The 15,661-nt window shown below is 59.8% G+C and carries 13 protein-coding genes and 1 pseudogene; 3 read left to right on the top strand and 11 right to left on the bottom strand.

The annotated features are described in order from the left end of the window. Positions 1–172: 172 nt before the first annotated feature. Positions 173–397 (top strand): YgdI/YgdR family lipoprotein, encoded by a 225-nt coding sequence (locus tag AACY36_RS25695; protein ID WP_049708369.1) that lies wholly within the window; start codon positions 173–175, stop codon positions 395–397. 157 nt (positions 398–554) lie between these two features. On the opposite strand, the gene AACY36_RS25700 is transcribed toward AACY36_RS25695, so the two are convergent. The 9 genes and pseudogenes from AACY36_RS25700 to AACY36_RS25740 form a co-directional block, all read right to left on the bottom strand. Then, positions 555–1,889 carry a TolC family outer membrane protein gene (locus tag AACY36_RS25700; RefSeq protein ID WP_339420186.1) on the bottom strand — a complete coding sequence of 445 codons (1,335 nt, stop codon included), beginning with the start codon at positions 1,887–1,889 and terminating at the stop codon, positions 555–557. Positions 1,890–1,891: 2 nt separating this feature from the next. After that, positions 1,892–3,205, bottom strand: a complete 1,314-nt coding sequence (locus AACY36_RS25705) for an HlyD family type I secretion periplasmic adaptor subunit (RefSeq protein ID WP_339494567.1) — start codon at positions 3,203–3,205, stop codon at positions 1,892–1,894. Next, complete coding sequence (locus tag AACY36_RS25710; protein ID WP_339428442.1) at positions 3,202–4,953, bottom strand: type I secretion system permease/ATPase; 1,752 nt, start codon at positions 4,951–4,953, stop codon at positions 3,202–3,204. The genes AACY36_RS25705 and AACY36_RS25710 overlap by 4 nt, the downstream gene beginning before the upstream one ends. Before the next feature lie 103 nt (positions 4,954–5,056). After that, complete coding sequence (locus AACY36_RS25715) at positions 5,057–5,425, bottom strand: AprI/Inh family metalloprotease inhibitor (RefSeq protein WP_339420180.1); 369 nt, start codon at positions 5,423–5,425, stop codon at positions 5,057–5,059. Positions 5,426–5,474: 49 nt separating this feature from the next. Then, on the bottom strand, positions 5,475–6,908 hold the full coding sequence (locus tag AACY36_RS25720; protein ID WP_339428441.1) for a serralysin family metalloprotease: 1,434 nt from the start codon (positions 6,906–6,908) through the stop codon (positions 5,475–5,477). 363 nt (positions 6,909–7,271) lie between these two features. Next, entirely contained in the window at positions 7,272–7,622 is a 351-nt protein-coding gene (locus AACY36_RS25725; RefSeq protein WP_370467913.1) for a P1 family peptidase, read from the bottom strand. Positions 7,623–7,626: 4 nt separating this feature from the next. Then, a pseudogene (locus tag AACY36_RS25730) lies at positions 7,627–7,730 on the bottom strand (spermidine/putrescine ABC transporter substrate-binding protein PotF); the annotation flags it as partial. Positions 7,731–7,774: 44 nt separating this feature from the next. Continuing rightward, positions 7,775–9,181: an NAD(P)/FAD-dependent oxidoreductase gene (locus AACY36_RS25735; protein WP_339497714.1), complete on the bottom strand. Its 1,407-nt coding sequence runs from the start codon at positions 9,179–9,181 to the stop codon at positions 7,775–7,777. 49 nt (positions 9,182–9,230) lie between these two features. Beyond that, positions 9,231–9,935 carry a helix-turn-helix transcriptional regulator gene (locus AACY36_RS25740; RefSeq protein ID WP_370467914.1) on the bottom strand — a complete coding sequence of 235 codons (705 nt, stop codon included), beginning with the start codon at positions 9,933–9,935 and terminating at the stop codon, positions 9,231–9,233. 362 nt (positions 9,936–10,297) lie between these two features. On the opposite strand from AACY36_RS25740, the gene AACY36_RS25745 reads away from it, so the two are divergent. After that, on the top strand, positions 10,298–10,570 hold the full coding sequence (locus AACY36_RS25745; RefSeq protein ID WP_339420174.1) for a DUF1652 domain-containing protein: 273 nt from the start codon (positions 10,298–10,300) through the stop codon (positions 10,568–10,570). A 23-nt stretch (positions 10,571–10,593) separates the two neighbouring features. Here the strand turns inward: AACY36_RS25745 and AACY36_RS25750 are convergent, their stop codons facing one another. Beyond that, on the bottom strand, positions 10,594–13,041 hold the full coding sequence (locus AACY36_RS25750; protein WP_339428439.1) for a UvrD-helicase domain-containing protein: 2,448 nt from the start codon (positions 13,039–13,041) through the stop codon (positions 10,594–10,596). Positions 13,042–13,260: 219 nt separating this feature from the next. Between AACY36_RS25750 and AACY36_RS25755 the strand changes: the two genes are divergently transcribed. Beyond that, the gene (locus tag AACY36_RS25755) at positions 13,261–13,956 is read left to right on the top strand and encodes a pirin family protein (protein WP_339420170.1); all 696 of its coding nucleotides are present in this window, start codon (positions 13,261–13,263) and stop codon (positions 13,954–13,956) included. Positions 13,957–14,011: 55 nt separating this feature from the next. On the opposite strand, the gene pgm is transcribed toward AACY36_RS25755, so the two are convergent. Further along, the gene (pgm, locus tag AACY36_RS25760; protein WP_339428336.1) at positions 14,012–15,655 is read right to left on the bottom strand and encodes a phosphoglucomutase (alpha-D-glucose-1,6-bisphosphate-dependent); all 1,644 of its coding nucleotides are present in this window, start codon (positions 15,653–15,655) and stop codon (positions 14,012–14,014) included. Between the last annotated feature and the right edge of the window lie 6 nt (positions 15,656–15,661).

Consider the following 15,661-nt stretch of genomic DNA (forward strand, 5'->3'; position numbering starts at 1 on the left):
AAGTACTGGTTATGCATACAGAGTGCCGCCGCAGATGCCAGGTTGCAATCGGTAATAGATAAATGGCGCCTGCAACTTTTTACGTAAAAGTGATCAGATGGGTGAGTCGATGGCGTAACATTTGTGGCCCGCGGCCTCTGGCGTGGGACTTTTCAGGGTTAAGGTAAGGGTTATGAACATGAAGAATTTGGGTCTGCCACTGGTTGCACTCACTTTTCTGGTATTGGCCGGTTGCGCGACGCAAACCGTGGTAACGCTGCAAAATGGCACACAGTATTTGACCAAGGACACCCCAAAAACCAAGACTGCCGACGGCTTCTACGAATTCACCGACATCGCCGGCAAACGCATCCGTGTCAAAGCCGACGACGTAGCCACCGTGCGCAAGGAAGATTAGGCAACGCAGGTCAAATGTGGGAGCTGGCTTGCCTGCGATAGCGGTATCTCAGGTACATAGCCGCTGCATGACACTCCGCCATCGCGGGCAAGCCCGCTCCCACAGTGAATTGCATTCCAGCCCCGGCTGATGTCCATCTCCCCCCAAAAAACCACCGCTACAATCGCGGCCCAAACGCCTCATCCACCTTCGCCAAATCAGTATCCCGCAGATTCCCCGCGTAATAATGCAACTTGGTCCAAGCCATCAAATAGTCATACCGCGCCTGCGCCAGGTCACGCCGGGTGCTGTACAGCTGCTGCTCAGCGTTCAGCGCATCAAGGTTGACCCGCTCCCCCCCGAGGATGCTTTGCTTGGTCGACACCACCAGCGCTTCGGCTGACACCAACGCCTTCTGGTACGCCCGCAACTTGCTCACCCCCGACAGACACGCACTGAACTGGCGACGCAACTCGATCAGGGTTTCGCGGGTCTTGCCCTCCAGCTCGTACTCGGCCTGCTCCATGGCGCGGCTGGCCTGGCGGGTGGACGCCGAGATACCGCCACCGGCATACAGCGGCAGGCTGACTTCGACGCCGATGGTGTTGGTGTCATAGCGTTGGTTGTAGGTATTGCCGCTGTCGGACTCCTGCTGGCGCGAACTGGCGTACGCCGTGACCTTGGGCAAATGCCCGGCGCGGTTGCGCTCCACCTCATAACGCGCCACTTCCAGGGCCTGGCGCTGGGACGCCAGCGTGGGGTTGTTGCTGATCGCCAGTTCATGCCAGGTGTCATAGTTGGCCGGGGTCAAGGTGAACGCGACAAACCCCTGGTTCAAAGGGGCCAGGTCATTGATGTTGACGCTTTGCACGCCGATCAATGCACCCAGCTCGCGCAAGGACGCGTCCTGTTCATCCATCGCCTGGATTTCTTCGGCGGTGGCCAGTTCGTAGCGCGACTCGGCTTCCAGAATGTCCGTGCGAGTACCCTCGCCCTGCTGGAACAGGTGCTGGTTTTGCTGGAACTGCTGCTCGAAGGCCCTCTTCTTGGCGCGGGCGATGTCGATCTGGTCCTGGGCAAACAACGCCTCGGTGTAATACGTCAGCACGCGCACCAGCAGCGCCTGGCTCTTGTCGCGAAAGCTTTCATCGGCGAACAGCGCCTGGGCCACGCCTTTGCGGTAGTTGGCGTAGGCCTCGTAGTCGAGCAGCGGCTGTTGCAGGCTGAAGGTAGAACCGTAGCTGTTGTAGTTGCGGTCGTCGTGATAACTGCCGCCGCGCCCGTCCGGCAAGGTGGCCTGGGAGTTATTGCGACCCTTGTTGTAGTTGTACGACAGTTTGGGCAACAAGCCCGCACGGCCAATGGCGCGATTCTCCAGGCCGGCGTCACGCTCCTTGATAGCGCCGAGGAACACCGGGTCGTTACGCAAGGCCTGCTCGTACACATCGAACGGGCCCATGGCGGCCTGGGCGTTGGCGCAGGTCAACAGCAAGGCGATAAACACAGCTTTCATGTCTATTCCTCGGTCAACGCGGAGCCGGCGCGGTCGAGCAGCGGCTTGAACAGGTAATTGAGCAACGAGCGCTCGCCGGTACGCACGAACATCTCGGCGGGCATGCCTGGCTTGATCACCAACCCGTGGAGTTTTTCCAGTGCCGCGTCGCTGACTGTGGAGCGCAGCACGTAATACGGCACGCCAGTTTTTTCATCGAGCATCTGGTCGGCCGAAATCAGGCTGACCTCGCCCGGAACACGCGGTGTGCGGCTCTGGTTGAAGGCGGTGAAAAGGATGTCGACCGGCAGGTGCGTACCCACTTTGTCCACCAGGTGCACCGGCAAGTGCCCTTCCACTTCCAGGCGCGTGTCCTGGGGCACGATCTCCAGCAAGGTCTCGCCGGCGCGCACCACGGCACCGACGGTGTGCACGCTGAGGTTGACCGCGATGCCATCCGCCGGTGCATTGATTTCGCTGTGTTGCAGGTCGAACCCGGCCGAGGTGAGTTGCTGCTCCAGGGTCAGGCTGCGCAGTTGTGCGTCGGCCAATTGGCTGCGCACTTCCTTCTGGTATTCCTCGCTGTGCTGCTGCAATTTCAAGCGCGATTCAAGGATGCCCTGCTCCACGCGTCCACTTTCGCCGGTGTTCTGCGCCAAGTCCTGTTGGACTTGGGACAACTGCCGCTGGTACTCCATCAGCCGGTTGCGCGGGATGTAACCGTTGTCGGCCAACGGTTGCAGGTTGCCGAGTTGCTCGCGCAAGGATTGGGCCTGCGCCGTCAGGTCGCTGCGGGCACGGCGCATGCCGTTCAGTTGCGCAGTGGCACCTTCAATATTGGCGCGGATACCGGCCTGTTCGCGGGCAAACGCTTCGCGACGGCTGCTGAAGAGTTGGCGCTGGCCTTCCAGCACCAGCGCCAGGGCTGGGTCGGGATTGGTGCCCAGCTCGGCAGGAAAGGTAATGCGGGTTTGGTTGTCACGCTCGCTCTGCCAACGCGCCACGCTGGCCCAGGCCATGCGGTACTGGGCTTGCAGTGACTGCACGTCGGCCTGGTGCTGGGTCTGGTCGAGGCGAAACAGCGGTTGGCCTTGTTTAACCGTTTCGCCCTCCTTCACCAGAATCTGGCTGACCACACCAGGGCTGAGGGTTTGCACAGCTTTGCGCTTGCCGGATACCACCACCGTGCCCTGTACAGGAATGCCCTGGTCCAACGGGGCCAGGCTGGCCCACAGGAAAAATCCGCCGGCACCGACTACCGTCAGCAACCAGCCCATTCGGGCGAAGAACCCGGCGTCGCGCTCTTTGAAACGCGGTTCAAAAGTGATGCTGCTCATGCGCCTGGATTCCTTCCGGCCTGGTACTGACGACTGAAACTGACGCCGGTTTTTTCCTTCGGTGCTTCCTGCTGACCCGACAACGCCCGCAGCACCTCCTGGCTCGGCCCGAACGCCTGCAAATGCCCTTCACTGAGCACCAGCAGCTTATCGGCCTGGGCCAGCGCCGAAGAGCGATGGGTCACCAGCACCACGCTGCTGCCCTGGGCTTTCATCTGCACGATGGCGCTGGCCAGGGCGGCTTCGCCGACGGTGTCGAGGTTGGAGTTGGGCTCATCCAGCACGATCAGACGCGGGCCGCCATACAATGCGCGGGCCAGCGCCACCCGTTGTTTCTGGCCGCCGGACAGGCCACCGCCGTTGTCGCCCAAAACGGTGTCGTAGCCCTGGGGCAACCGCAGGATCAGTTCATGCACGCCCGCCTGCTGCGCGGCGCGCACCACTGATTCGGGATCAGCTTCGCGAAAGCGCGCGATGTTGTCGGCGATGCTGCCGCTGAACAGTTCGATGTCCTGGGGCAAGTAGCCGATGTGCGGCCCCAGGTCGTTGCGGTCCCAGCGATGAATATCCGCGCCATCCAGGCGCACGGTGCCGGCCAGCGTCGGCCATATCCCCACCAACACACGCGCCAGGGTGGATTTGCCAGAGCCCGATGCGCCGAGCACACCGAGCACTTCACCGGCGCCCAAGTTGAAGCTGACCTGCTGCAAGGTCGCCACACGCTTTCCGGGCGGGCCCGCACTGACCTGTTCGAAACTGATTTGGCCGAGCGGCGTCGGCAATTTCATCTGCTCCACTTGCGGAGGAAACTCGCGAAGCAACTCATCCAGCCGCTGGTAGGCCAGCTTGGCCGAACTCCACTGCTTCCACACCGCAATCAACTGGTCGATGGGGCTGAGCACCCGGCCCATCAGGATCGAACCGGCAATCATCATCCCGGCGGTCATATCGCCTCTGATCACCAGTAAAGCGCCAAGCCCCAGCACCAGCGATTGCAGGCACAGGCGCAGGGACTTGCTCAATGACGTGACCACCGAACCGGTATCACTGGCCTTGTTCTGCAGGCCAAGGAACCGCGAATGCACCGCAAACCAGCGTTTGCGCAGCGCGCCGAGCATGCCCATGGCCTGAATGGTCTCGGCATTGTGCAAGTGGCTGGTGGCCAATTGCGTGGATTGCTGGGAGTAACCGCTGGCCTCCCCCAACGGCTTTTTGGTCAGGTATTCATTCAGGCATGCCAAGCCGATCAGCAGCGCGGCACCGGCGGTGGCCAGCACGCCAAGCCACACGTTGAACAGGAAGATCACGAACAGATAGATGGGAAACCACGGCGCATCGAAAAATGCGAACAACGCAGGGCCCGTGATGAACTGACGAATATGGGTCAAGTCGCCCAAGGATTGCCCGGCATGCCCCTGGCCACGTTGCAGGTTGCGTTCAAACGCGGCCTTGTAGACGCGCAAGTTGAAACGCCGCTCCAGTTGGCTACCGATCCGGATCACGATAAAACTGCGGATCACCTCAAGCAGGCCGATAAACGCAAAAAAACCTACGACCATCAGCGTCAACATCACCAGGGTGGTTTCATTCTGGGAGGACAGCACACGGTCATACACTTGCAGCATGTAAATCGACGGCACCAGCATCAACAGGTTAATCAATGCAGTGAAACAGCCAACACTGATCAAGATGCTCTTGTATTCACCCAGCGCCTTGAATAACGGCGCGACGGCATGGGACTTAGCCATGGTGTCTGATCTTCCCTGAACCAAATTGCGCGCGATAGTTGCCCTTGCCCCGACGCACAGGGCGGCCAACTAATAAAATCAAGTTATAAACGTATAACAATAACTAAGGTGTGCGTTGCAAGACAACTTCCAGCCCACTGGGCGTGCGACCTTTATATTCGCCCTCTGTCTGGCGGTTCAGGTGGGTAATCCCGCTGCCCTCGGCATTCATCAGCCAAATTCCGTCCGGTGTTGGCGACCAGCTCAGGGGCTTGTCGCCCAGCCACTGCTCGACACACGCCACGTCGCCGCCCAAGGCATTGGCCTGCTCCAGCAGGTCCAGCGCGCACACCCGATCCTGCTGGTGCAACTGCCAATGGCCGGCCAACTGGGCGGTGGTAGGTAATACAAGACTGCTCGCCATTGCGTGGGCTCCTGCCGACACGAACATCACCTGCAACACGCAGGCGATCAATTTGAAAAAACGCTGCATCGCTATGCTCCATCCGTAAAGCGCGACGCCGAGGCGCCGCGCCCGTGCATCACGCTACGATGTCGCTGACCGCAGCCTGGCCGACGGTGGTGACGAGGAAGTCCGCCACGCCGTGCCCGGAGAAGTCCACTGCCAAGGTGCCCAGGTTGGTACCTGCGGCGTAGGTCAGCACAGCATCGCCGGCATGCCCGGTGAAGGCATTGACGAAGGTCAGGCCTGCACCTTTGGTAATGCCGGACAGGTCGATCTTGTCCGAACCCGAGGCAAAGTCAAAGATCTTGTCCACAGCCCCTGGCTTGGAGTCGGAACTGGCACCGAACACAAAGGTGTCGTTGCCGGCGCCGCCCCAAAGCTGGTCCGCACCGCCGCCACCGTAGATGAGGTCGTTGCCGGCCCCGCCCTTGATTACGTTGGCGGCGTTGTTACCGATGATCAGGTCGTTGCCCGCGCCACCGAACGCGTTCTCGAGGGTCACGCCCTTGGCGATGGACACGTTGCCCACCAAGCCACCCACGTCCGAGAACGAAGCCTCATTGAGGTTGATCTTTTGGTTCTGAGTGAAACCGGAGAAGTCCAGGGTGTCATTGCCACCACCGTCCCACACCGAGAACACCAGCTTGTCGGCATTGGACGAAGCGCTGAGGAAATCACGCCCGGTGTTGGAGTTGAAACCGTAGGTGGTGTCGCCGGCACGGGTGTTGTAGTTGGCGCCGTAGAGCTTCTGGATCGCGGCAATGTCGTCGATCAACGGCCCGGACGCGTAAGCCTCGACGCCGCCTTTGCTGAAGTTCTGGTTAGTGTTGCTCTCGCTCCAGTAGCTCATCAGGCTGTAGCCGCGCGTGTCCTGTCCATAGGTCGCGTCGTTGTAGGTCGGGTTGCCATTCCCGGCGTTGTAGTCGCCAGGGTGAGCCAGGCCCAGGGTGTGGCCGATTTCGTGGGTCAGGGTTTGCCGGCCGTAGTTGTTCAGGTCCGGGGTCTTGTTGGGCGTGTAGCTGTTGTTGGTCAGGTACCACGAGGTGCCGTCGTAGCCTGCGCCGGTGCCGGGCAAGTAGGCGAAGGCCGCCGCGCCGTCCTGGCCGCTGCTGTAGTTGCCGAAGGTCATGTGGCCGTCACCGCCGGTGGCTTTCTCGGTGAAGGTGACGTTGGCCACGTCCGCCCAGGATTGCATGGCCAGTGCGGCCTGTGCTTTCTGCTGGGTGTTGAACTGACTGAAACCCGAGATGCCATGTTTGTTCATGGTGCTCGAAGAGGCCGAGGTGAGGAAGGTGTAGGTCAGGTCGATCTTGCCGTTGCCGTCAAAGTCCCGGTACGCGGCGCCGTCGCGCAACAGCTGGGTGGCTGCCTGGTCAACGGTGTAGGAGGGTTTGCCATTGACCGTGAGGTTGCCGCCACGGTCGTACAAATGGCTAAAGCTATCGATTTGCGAGTAAGCGGTACTGGCTTGGGCCGCCGACACGATAGCCTTGTCTTTTACTTTTGACATAAACGTACTTCCTTGTTTGCAAGTGCATCAGTCTTTGATCGATAGGAACCCCGCGGGCGAGATCGTCCTATCACTCGCCTCTTTTGAAGGCGTCACGAAACTGACACAACTTGAAATCTTTCGTCTAGCTCTTTTCCAGCGTTAAAAATCAGCCTGCCTTCAACCCAACTAAGTTCAGTGCCGTGTTTATTGGACAGCCTTGGTTTTGTCCGACAAAAAACAGCGCGCAGTTATTTAAATATTAAATATCGCTAACGCCGCACACGTTGAGCGACGCTGTTAATTAAAGGACCCACTATATTGCCAGGGTGTCATTGGCAACATTAAACAGCCATTACTTGTATTAATAACGTCGCGTGTCCCCTATTGCCGGGACATACTCCACCCCGTCTTGCGTAGTACTGCCAGCAATGTATCGCCACTCAGGCCAGGCACCAGGACGCCGTCATCAGTCACCATGTCCTCGCCTGCCAGGATCGCATTGATGATCGCCTCTGCCGCCGCGCTGAACAGCGGCGAAATATGGTCATTGTTGACCCTGTGCAGCGTGCTGCTGAACGGCAGGCCTTTGCGCCCGTAATCCGCCCCTGGTAAATCCCGGTTACCCTTGGAAAACGCCAGGAACAGGTCACCGCTGGAATCCTCGGTGCCGCCGCCGGTACGCGCGATGCCGATGGACGCGCGCTGCGCCAGTCGCTGCCATTGGTGCGGCAACAGCGGCGAAGCCGACCGCCACGCAGATATCGCCGTTGGCCAGGTCGGCGGTGTATTTCGAGGAGGGAAGTAGGCCACATAAGGTCGCACGTTCATCAGCAGCGCTTTGAATTGAGTGATGCTCATGGGTTTTCCCATGTGAGTGAAACGACTTAGTGCATGAAACCCTCCATGAAACCGGCCACGCCGGTGGCCAGCTTGCGGCGCCAAGGGGCGGTATTGGGGTTGGCCAGCACCTGGTCTTCATGGACGAAACTGCGAATGATCGCGTTATAGCCCAACCAGCGGCAGGGCTCGGGCTCCCAGGGTTTGAGCGCATCCAGGCCGCGTTCGCGGATCACCCAGGGTTGGTGGACCAACGGAGTGTCCCGGCCCAGGATCAGGTCTGCCAGCGTGCGGCCACCCAGGTTGGTAGCGCCGACGCCCTCCCCGCCATAACCACCGGACAGCGCGATGCCGGTCTTGGGGTCACAGAGCATGTGCGGACGAAAGTTGCGCGACATACCCAGGTTTCCGCCCCAGGAATGGGTAATCCTTACGTTCTTGAGCTGTGGGAAAAGCTCACCAAACAGATAGCGACGCAGCGCCACTTCGCTGTCGGTCAAATCAAAGTCATGCCGCAGTTTGCCGGCGAACTGATAACCGCCCCGCGCGCCGAACACCAAGCGGTTATCCGCCGTGCGCTGTCCGTAGGTGACTTGGCGGCTGCTTTCGCCAAAGGCCTGGCCATGGCGCAGGCCGATTTCGTCCCAGGTACTGGCCGGCAATGGTTCGGTGGCGACGATCAGGCTTTGCACCGGCAATTGGTAACGGCCCAGTGGCGGCAAGGTCGTGGCATAACCTTCTACCGCTGGCACCACCCAGGCAGCCCGAACAGCCGCTTTAGCGGTGCGCAGGCTGCCGGACTGCCAGTGGGTGACCGGGCTGTTTTCGTAGACCGTCACGCCCATGCTTTCAACCACCCGCGCCAGACTGCGCACCAGCTTCGCGGGGTTGATGGTCGCGACGTGAGGTGCATAGATACCGCCATAGGGCTTGGCGATGCGGATCTGTTCGGCCAGTTGTTGCGGGCTGAGCCAGCGGTAGTCGGCTTCGGTCAGGCCCTGGGCGTGGAGTTTGTCTAGATAGCGGCGCAGGCTGCCTTCCTGCTCCGGGTAACGCCCAGCGCAGTACAGGGCGCCGCCCTTGCGGTAATCGCAGTCGATACCTTCACGCGCCAGCACCTGGGCCACTTCATCCGGGATGGCGTGTAACAGGTCAAAGGAGGCACGGCGCTGTTCGGGAGCGAGGCTGGCCAACAAACGGTCCTCACCCAGCAGGTTGCCCATCAGCCAACCGCCATTGCGACCGGAGGCGCCGAACCCGGCGGTTTGCGCCTCGATGATGGCGATGTTCAGCTCGGGCGCCTGGCGTTTCAGGTAATACGCGGTCCACAACCCGGTGTAACCGGCGCCGATAATGGCCACGTTGACGTCCAGGTCATGGGCCAGCGCCGGCCGCGCTTGCAGCGGGTCGTCCAACGGGTCCATCCATAAGCTGATAGTGCGCCATGCCGGCATGCCAGGTTCCCCTACCTCGTTTCGATAGGGTGGATACTAGAGCGCGCCGTTATGGGCTGTCTTGCGTGCGTGCACGCAGGGAAATTTGTTTGACGTAGGCTTTGGGCGACTGGCCCGTGTGCTGGCGGAACGCGCTGTAGAACGCCGACAGTGAGTTGAAACCGGCGGCAAATGCCAGGTCGTCGACCTTGATCGGCGGTACGGTGTTATCCAGCGCGGCCAGCAAATGCTGGAGCCTGGCCTGGTTGACGTAGCGGTAGAAGCTCTGCCCCAGCACTTGGTTCAGCAGGTAGGAAATCTGATTGCGGCTATAGCCACACTCCTTGGAAACCCGCTGCAGGTCCAACTCCGGGTCCAGGTAGGGTTGCTTGCGCTCAAAATAGTGCTGCAGGTCATTGGCCATGTGCCCCAATTGCTGCGGCGACAGGCCCAGACGGCTGACCGAAGGCCGCGCGGCTTGGGCCGGCAGCTCATGCACCAGGGACGCGTACTCGTTGACCCGCCAGATCAACCCATCCCGCACGGTGATGGCCTCGCTGGTGCGAAACGACACCAGCCCCTGGCCGCCGCGCAGGGTGATGCGGTACTGGATGAACGCGGTGTCACCCTCGGCACGAATACGGTCGGTATGCTCAATCGCCTCGTCAGCCTCGCGGGGCATGCTGGCTTGCAGGTATTCGCGTAACTCAGCAAAACCGACGACACGGTTCTGGAAAAAATCGTGGTACTGGATGTCCGGGTGGTAGTAGGACATCACGCCCTAAAGATCCCGATGGCGCCAACACAGGTGGTGGCGCATCACCCGTTCACGTGTGACCTGTGATTGCGGGGCGTCATCGTCTGCAGCGATGTCTGGCATGGCAGGCTCGGCGGCGGGTAAACCGTGGAGAGTGCCGAATTTCGCGGGGGCCTTCAATGGTCAATTGGAACGTCTGACTAGTGGCCTTTCGCCTACTTTCAAGTAGGACATGACACACATCAAACTAATGGAAAACAACTGCCGAACGGGGCCAAAAAAGTCACCTTGTGGTTGCGAACGAATGCTATTTTTAATGCTTCGACGCCATGACCAGTGAAGGTCCTGGCCCCCTTGCCGCGAGCTAAAGGAAGCGCTCAATGAACACGGTAGGCAACATGAACAAAGTGACGTTCCCCAACGCCTGCCAGCTGATGCGCTGGCATTTTCATCCGATGGGTTTCGAGGGCAGCATGGACGCGCCCGGCAGCATGATCGTCCGCCTGTTCGACCGCACCAGCGGCGAGACGCTGATTGCCATCGCCGGCATCCCCTGTGCAACGGTGATGAATGCGGCGGATGTGGAGCGGATTATTGAAGCGGTGGAGGATGAGCTGGAGTCGTTTGTGCCGCCGCAGTCATTGCGGGCCTAAGGCACATTGGGTCCTGTGTGTCTTTAGTTGCGTTGATCGTCAAAAAACGCTTTCTTGCCATCCACCCGCTCCGATGCCTTAGGCATATTCACCGCCTTTCCTTCGGGCTTTTCCACATACCAATAGCAGTGGCTCACAGCCCGGGTAATGCCCACGTAGGCCAAGCGCAGCACCTCATCTTTTTGCGCATTGTCATACGGCTCGCTATCACCCTCCTTACCCAGGCCCGCCATGCGGTACACCTGGTTCTTGTAAGGCGAGCTCGTGACATGCTGGCAATCCCCAAGCAGAAATACCACATCAGCCTGCAAGCCTTTGGCACTGTGATAGGTCAGTTGCTTCAACCTGCGCATCGACGGCGGCAAGCTAGAATCCACATTAACTACAGGCTGAATATACTCTTGAATCAAGAGCTTATCGCTGCTTTTTCGATACAACATCAACACTGAATCACCCTTCTGGTAGTGCTCCAGCAACAGCCGCCCCAATGCCGCGTCGTCCCGTTCCAGCACCTTGACCGGCTGCAACGCCTTGGGCGCGCCACTGGCCTTGGCCTTCTTGCCGGGGATCGCCGGCGCGGCACGCACAATATGCTCGGCCGCGTCGATGATGTGTTGATGACTGCGGTAGTTCTCGCCCAGCATCACGCGGGTGGTGGCCGGTGAAGGGAATTCGTTGTTGAACGCCATAAAGTATTTGGGCGAACTCCCGCGCCAACCGTAGATTGACTGCCAGTCGTCCCCCACGCACAGCAGCGATGATCGCTGGGCGCCGCGCCCGACGTGCATGGCCGGGCCACGGCTGCGGATCTCGCGCAGGCTGGCGCGGATCCACGAGACAATTTGCGGCGAAACGTCCTGGAACTCATCGATCATTAAATGCGACAGGGGCCGCAACAGCGTGTCGCTGAGCAGCTTGAGGTTTTCCGGCGTATTTTCGCCAAACAGCGAGAACATGCGGTTGTAGGTCATGATCGGTGGCGACTGGTCCAGCAGGTGATCTTCCAGGGCTTTCCAGAAGATGCTCAGGGCTTCGAAGAAAAAGCGGTCCGGGTCATCCTTGGCGAAGCTCATCTTCCCAACCGCAGTCGGTACGTCCAGGCCCAGGTTCTCGATGAACCCGGCAGCCATCACGAAACTGTCCAGCAACGGCGCCGAAGCCAATTCGCCTTTAACCTTGTAATCAAAGCCTGGCCCGGCATTGGCATCACCGGCGAAGCTGCATAAAAGCCGCTTTGATGATTCATAACTATCGAGCCATATCAGAGGCTTACGGCAGAAAGCTTGAAACAGTGTGCGCTTAACGGCCCATTCTGCGCGCAGTGACAACTTTGCGTTGGGCCGGCTGAGCTGGGCGTTTTCCCGTGAATCAAAGCCCAGTACCACCCAAGCGTCTAGCTCGCGGATATAGCCATGGCAGTGAAATTGCGCACCATTGATTTCCACAGTCTGCCGATTGGGCTCAATGCCTTTGATCGGCCAGGCGCCCGCACGGAACCACAGGTCCTCGATCGCATCGCAGAGTTCTTCATCGCGCTTGGCCGCCAACTCGGTCACGGCCATGCGCTTTTGCACATCCGGATGATCCCGTTCCAACTCTTTGAGCTGCAGCCCGTGGCGCGCGAGCGGCGCAATCAGCTCACGAAAACGCGCGTGCTGCCCATGCAGCCGGTGATAGCAGGCATTCATCTGCTGGCGCTGGGCTTCGTTGATACGCAGGTCGAAGGGGTTGCTGTCAGCGTCTTCAACGCCCGAGTTCAGGTTCTCGAACGCTTGCAGGCGCTCAAAGCCCGGCAAGCTGCGCACCATCGGCAGGATGCGCGAGTGAAAGGTGCGCACCACGGCTTGAGCTTCTTTAATAACAAGGGGTTGGCCCCACAGACTAAAAACTTCCATGAGCTTGTTGATGAAGTCTTTGCGCGACTCACGGGTGAAGGTCACCACCGTCATTGAGCTCAGCTCGAAGCCCAGGTAATGGGTGAGCAGCAAAATACGCAGTACCAAGGAGGTTGATTTGCCGGCACCGGCACCGGCAATCACCGAGGTAGACGGTGTATCGCTGAAAATCATCTTCCATTGCGCCGCGCTGGGCTGGACGTGAGCCGGCAACAATCGCGCAACATCAGCTTTGATGCGCTTTTTCAACTCGGCGGTGAGCGGCAGGCGCCAGTCATCAAACAGACTGTCATCAACTCCCGGCGCACGGTGCTCGTCCGGGCGGAAGTCGCGAATCAGCAGCACTTGCCGACCTTCCTCGAGGCCATCAGCCTTGCCCTCGCGATAGCCATATTCCACACCCGCTTCATGTCCGCTGCGAAAACCGTCGGCCTGACCGTGCAGCCATGAAAACCGGTGCTGGGCGCGCAAGCGAGTCAGACCATGGCCAAACAGGCGCGCGGCCAGGCGCTTAAACCAAGGCATTTCAGCCAGGGGACGCAGTTCGGGGGGCAAATCAGGCGGTTGTTGCGACACGCGGACTCCTGCGGTGAACAAGGTGTTTACATAAGGCCCCATGGTCGCCGGAATCGACGCTCAGTTCCAGCCAATTGCTTTGCAGTCATGCAGTTAGGCGATGAACTGAAAGTCAAAACGCCACTAAGCAATCAAGTAAATCGATAGGAATCAGGCATTTTTTACGCTTTTTATCGATCATGAGCTGCAGGATCATAAGCGCATCCACAGGAGACGATCATGCTTGAACTTCGACCTTTCACTTCCTTGGGCGGCGCCCACCACGGCTGGCTCGACGCTCATCACCACTTTTCATTTGCCGAGTACCACGACCCCAACCGCATGCACTGGGGCAACCTGCGGGTGTGGAACGACGACATCATCGCGCCGGGGACCGGGTTCCCGCAGCACCCACACCGCGATATGGAAATCATCACCTATGTGCGTGAAGGTGCGATCAGCCATGCCGACAACCTCGGCAACAAAGGCCGCACCGAAGCGGGTGATGTACAGGTCATGAGTGCAGGCACCGGGATCGCTCACAGCGAGTACAACCTGGAAGATACGCCGACCAAGATTTTCCAGATCTGGATTATCCCGAATGAAGCCGGATTGCCGCCTTCCTGGGGAGCCAAGCCGTTTCCGAAAGGTGATCGCGAAGGATTTGTAACGCTGGCCAGTGGCAAGGCAGGTGATAGCGAAAGCCTGCGTATTCGGGCGGATGCGCGGCTCGTTGCGGCGAATCTGAAGGCTGGGGAAAGTGCTGAATACCGGTTGGACAGCGGTCGACGCGCTTATCTGGTGCCTGCGACCGGAGTGATTGAGGTCAATGGCTTGCGTGCGCACGCTCGTGACGGCATTGCGGTAGAGGATGAGCAGGTGTTACGTGTTGTCGCCATCGAAGACAGTGAAATTGTCTTGGTCGACCTGGCCTGACGCTGTCCCAATGTGGGAGCGGGCCTGCTCGCTCCCACATTGGGTTTTGTAAGTGTTACTCGGAGATGGCGCCGTCTACCAATACCTGCGCTTCTTCCACCAACTGTTTGAGGTGATCTTCGCCAATAAAGCTCTCGGCGTAGATCTTGTAAATGTCCTCAGTCCCCGATGGCCGTGCAGCAAACCAGCCGTTTTCGGTCATCACCTTCAAGCCGCCGATCGCCTGGTTGTTACCCGGTGCGTGGCTAAGGATCTGCTGAATGTGTTCCCCGGCCAATTCAGTCGACATCACTTGGTCCGGTGACAGCTTGCCGAGCAAGGCTTTCTGCGCCGGCGTGGCCTTGGCATCCACACGAATCGCAAACGGCTCGCCCAGGGCGTCGGTCAGGCCGCGGTAGATCTGGCTTGGGTCCTGGCCTTTGCGCGAGGTCATCTCCGCGGCCAGCAGCGCCGGGATCAAACCGTCCTTGTCAGTGCTCCATACGCTGCCATCCTTGCGCAGGAACGAAGCGCCAGCGCTTTCTTCGCCGCCAAAGCCCAACGAACCGTCGAACAGTCCATCAGCAAACCACTTGAAGCCGACCGGCACTTCGTACAGGCGACGGCCAATACGTGCAGCCACGCGATCAATCAGGCCGCTGCTGACCACGGTCTTGCCCACGGCTGCGTCAGCGCGCCAGTCAGGACGGTTCTGGAACAGGTAATCGATGGACACTGCCAGGTAATTGTTCGGTGCCAACAGGCCACCGGACGGCGTGACGATGCCGTGGCGGTCGTGGTCCGGGTCGCAGGCGAAGGCCACATCAAAGCGATCCTTGAGACCGATCAGACCTTGCATCGCGTAGCTGGAGGACGGGTCCATGCGGATCTGACCGTCCCAGTCGACGCTCATGAAGCGGAAAGTCGAGTCGACTTCAGTGTTCACCACGTCCAGGTTCAGGCGGTAGTGCTCGGCAATGGCCGACCAGTAGCGCACCCCTGCTCCGCCCAGCGGGTCCACACCCAGGCGCAGATCGGCGCTGCGGATGGCGTCCATGTCGATCACATTGACCAGGTCAGCCACATAGCTGTTGAGGTAGTCATGGCGATGGGTGGTGTCGGCTTTGAGCGCCTGTGCATGGGTGATGCGCTTGACCCCGGCCAGTTTGTTGGCCAACAGTTCATTGGCCTTGGCTTCGATCCACTTGGTGACGTGCGTATCAGCCGGACCGCCGTTGGGCGGGTTGTACTTATAGCCGCCGCTCTGCGGCGGATTGTGCGACGGCGTGATGACGATGCCGTCGGCCAGGCCGCTGGTGCGGCCACGGTTGTAGCAGATGATCGCGTGGGAGATTGCTGGGGTCGGCGTGTACTCATCGCCTTCGGCCAGCATCACGTGCACGCCATTGGCAGCCAGCACTTCCAGCGCGCTGGCACCGGCGGGCGTCGACAGCGCGTGGGTGTCGAGGCCGACAAACAATGGGCCGTTGATACCCTGGGCTTCACGATAGAGGCAGATGGCTTGGCTGATGGCGAGCACATGCCATTCGTTGAAGCTCAATTCGAATGAGCTGCCCCGGTGCCCGGAGGTTCCGAAAGCCACACGTTGGGTGGAGATTGCTGCATCAGGCTGGCCGGTGTAGTAGGCCGTCACCAGTCGCGGGATATCCACCAGCAACTGGGCTGGCGCCGGCTTGCCCGCAAAAGGACTGATTGTCATGCATAA

It is taken from the genome of Pseudomonas sp. EA_15y_Pfl1_P101 (assembly GCF_963970835.1).
Taxonomy (GTDB): domain Bacteria; phylum Pseudomonadota; class Gammaproteobacteria; order Pseudomonadales; family Pseudomonadaceae; genus Aquipseudomonas; species Aquipseudomonas tritici.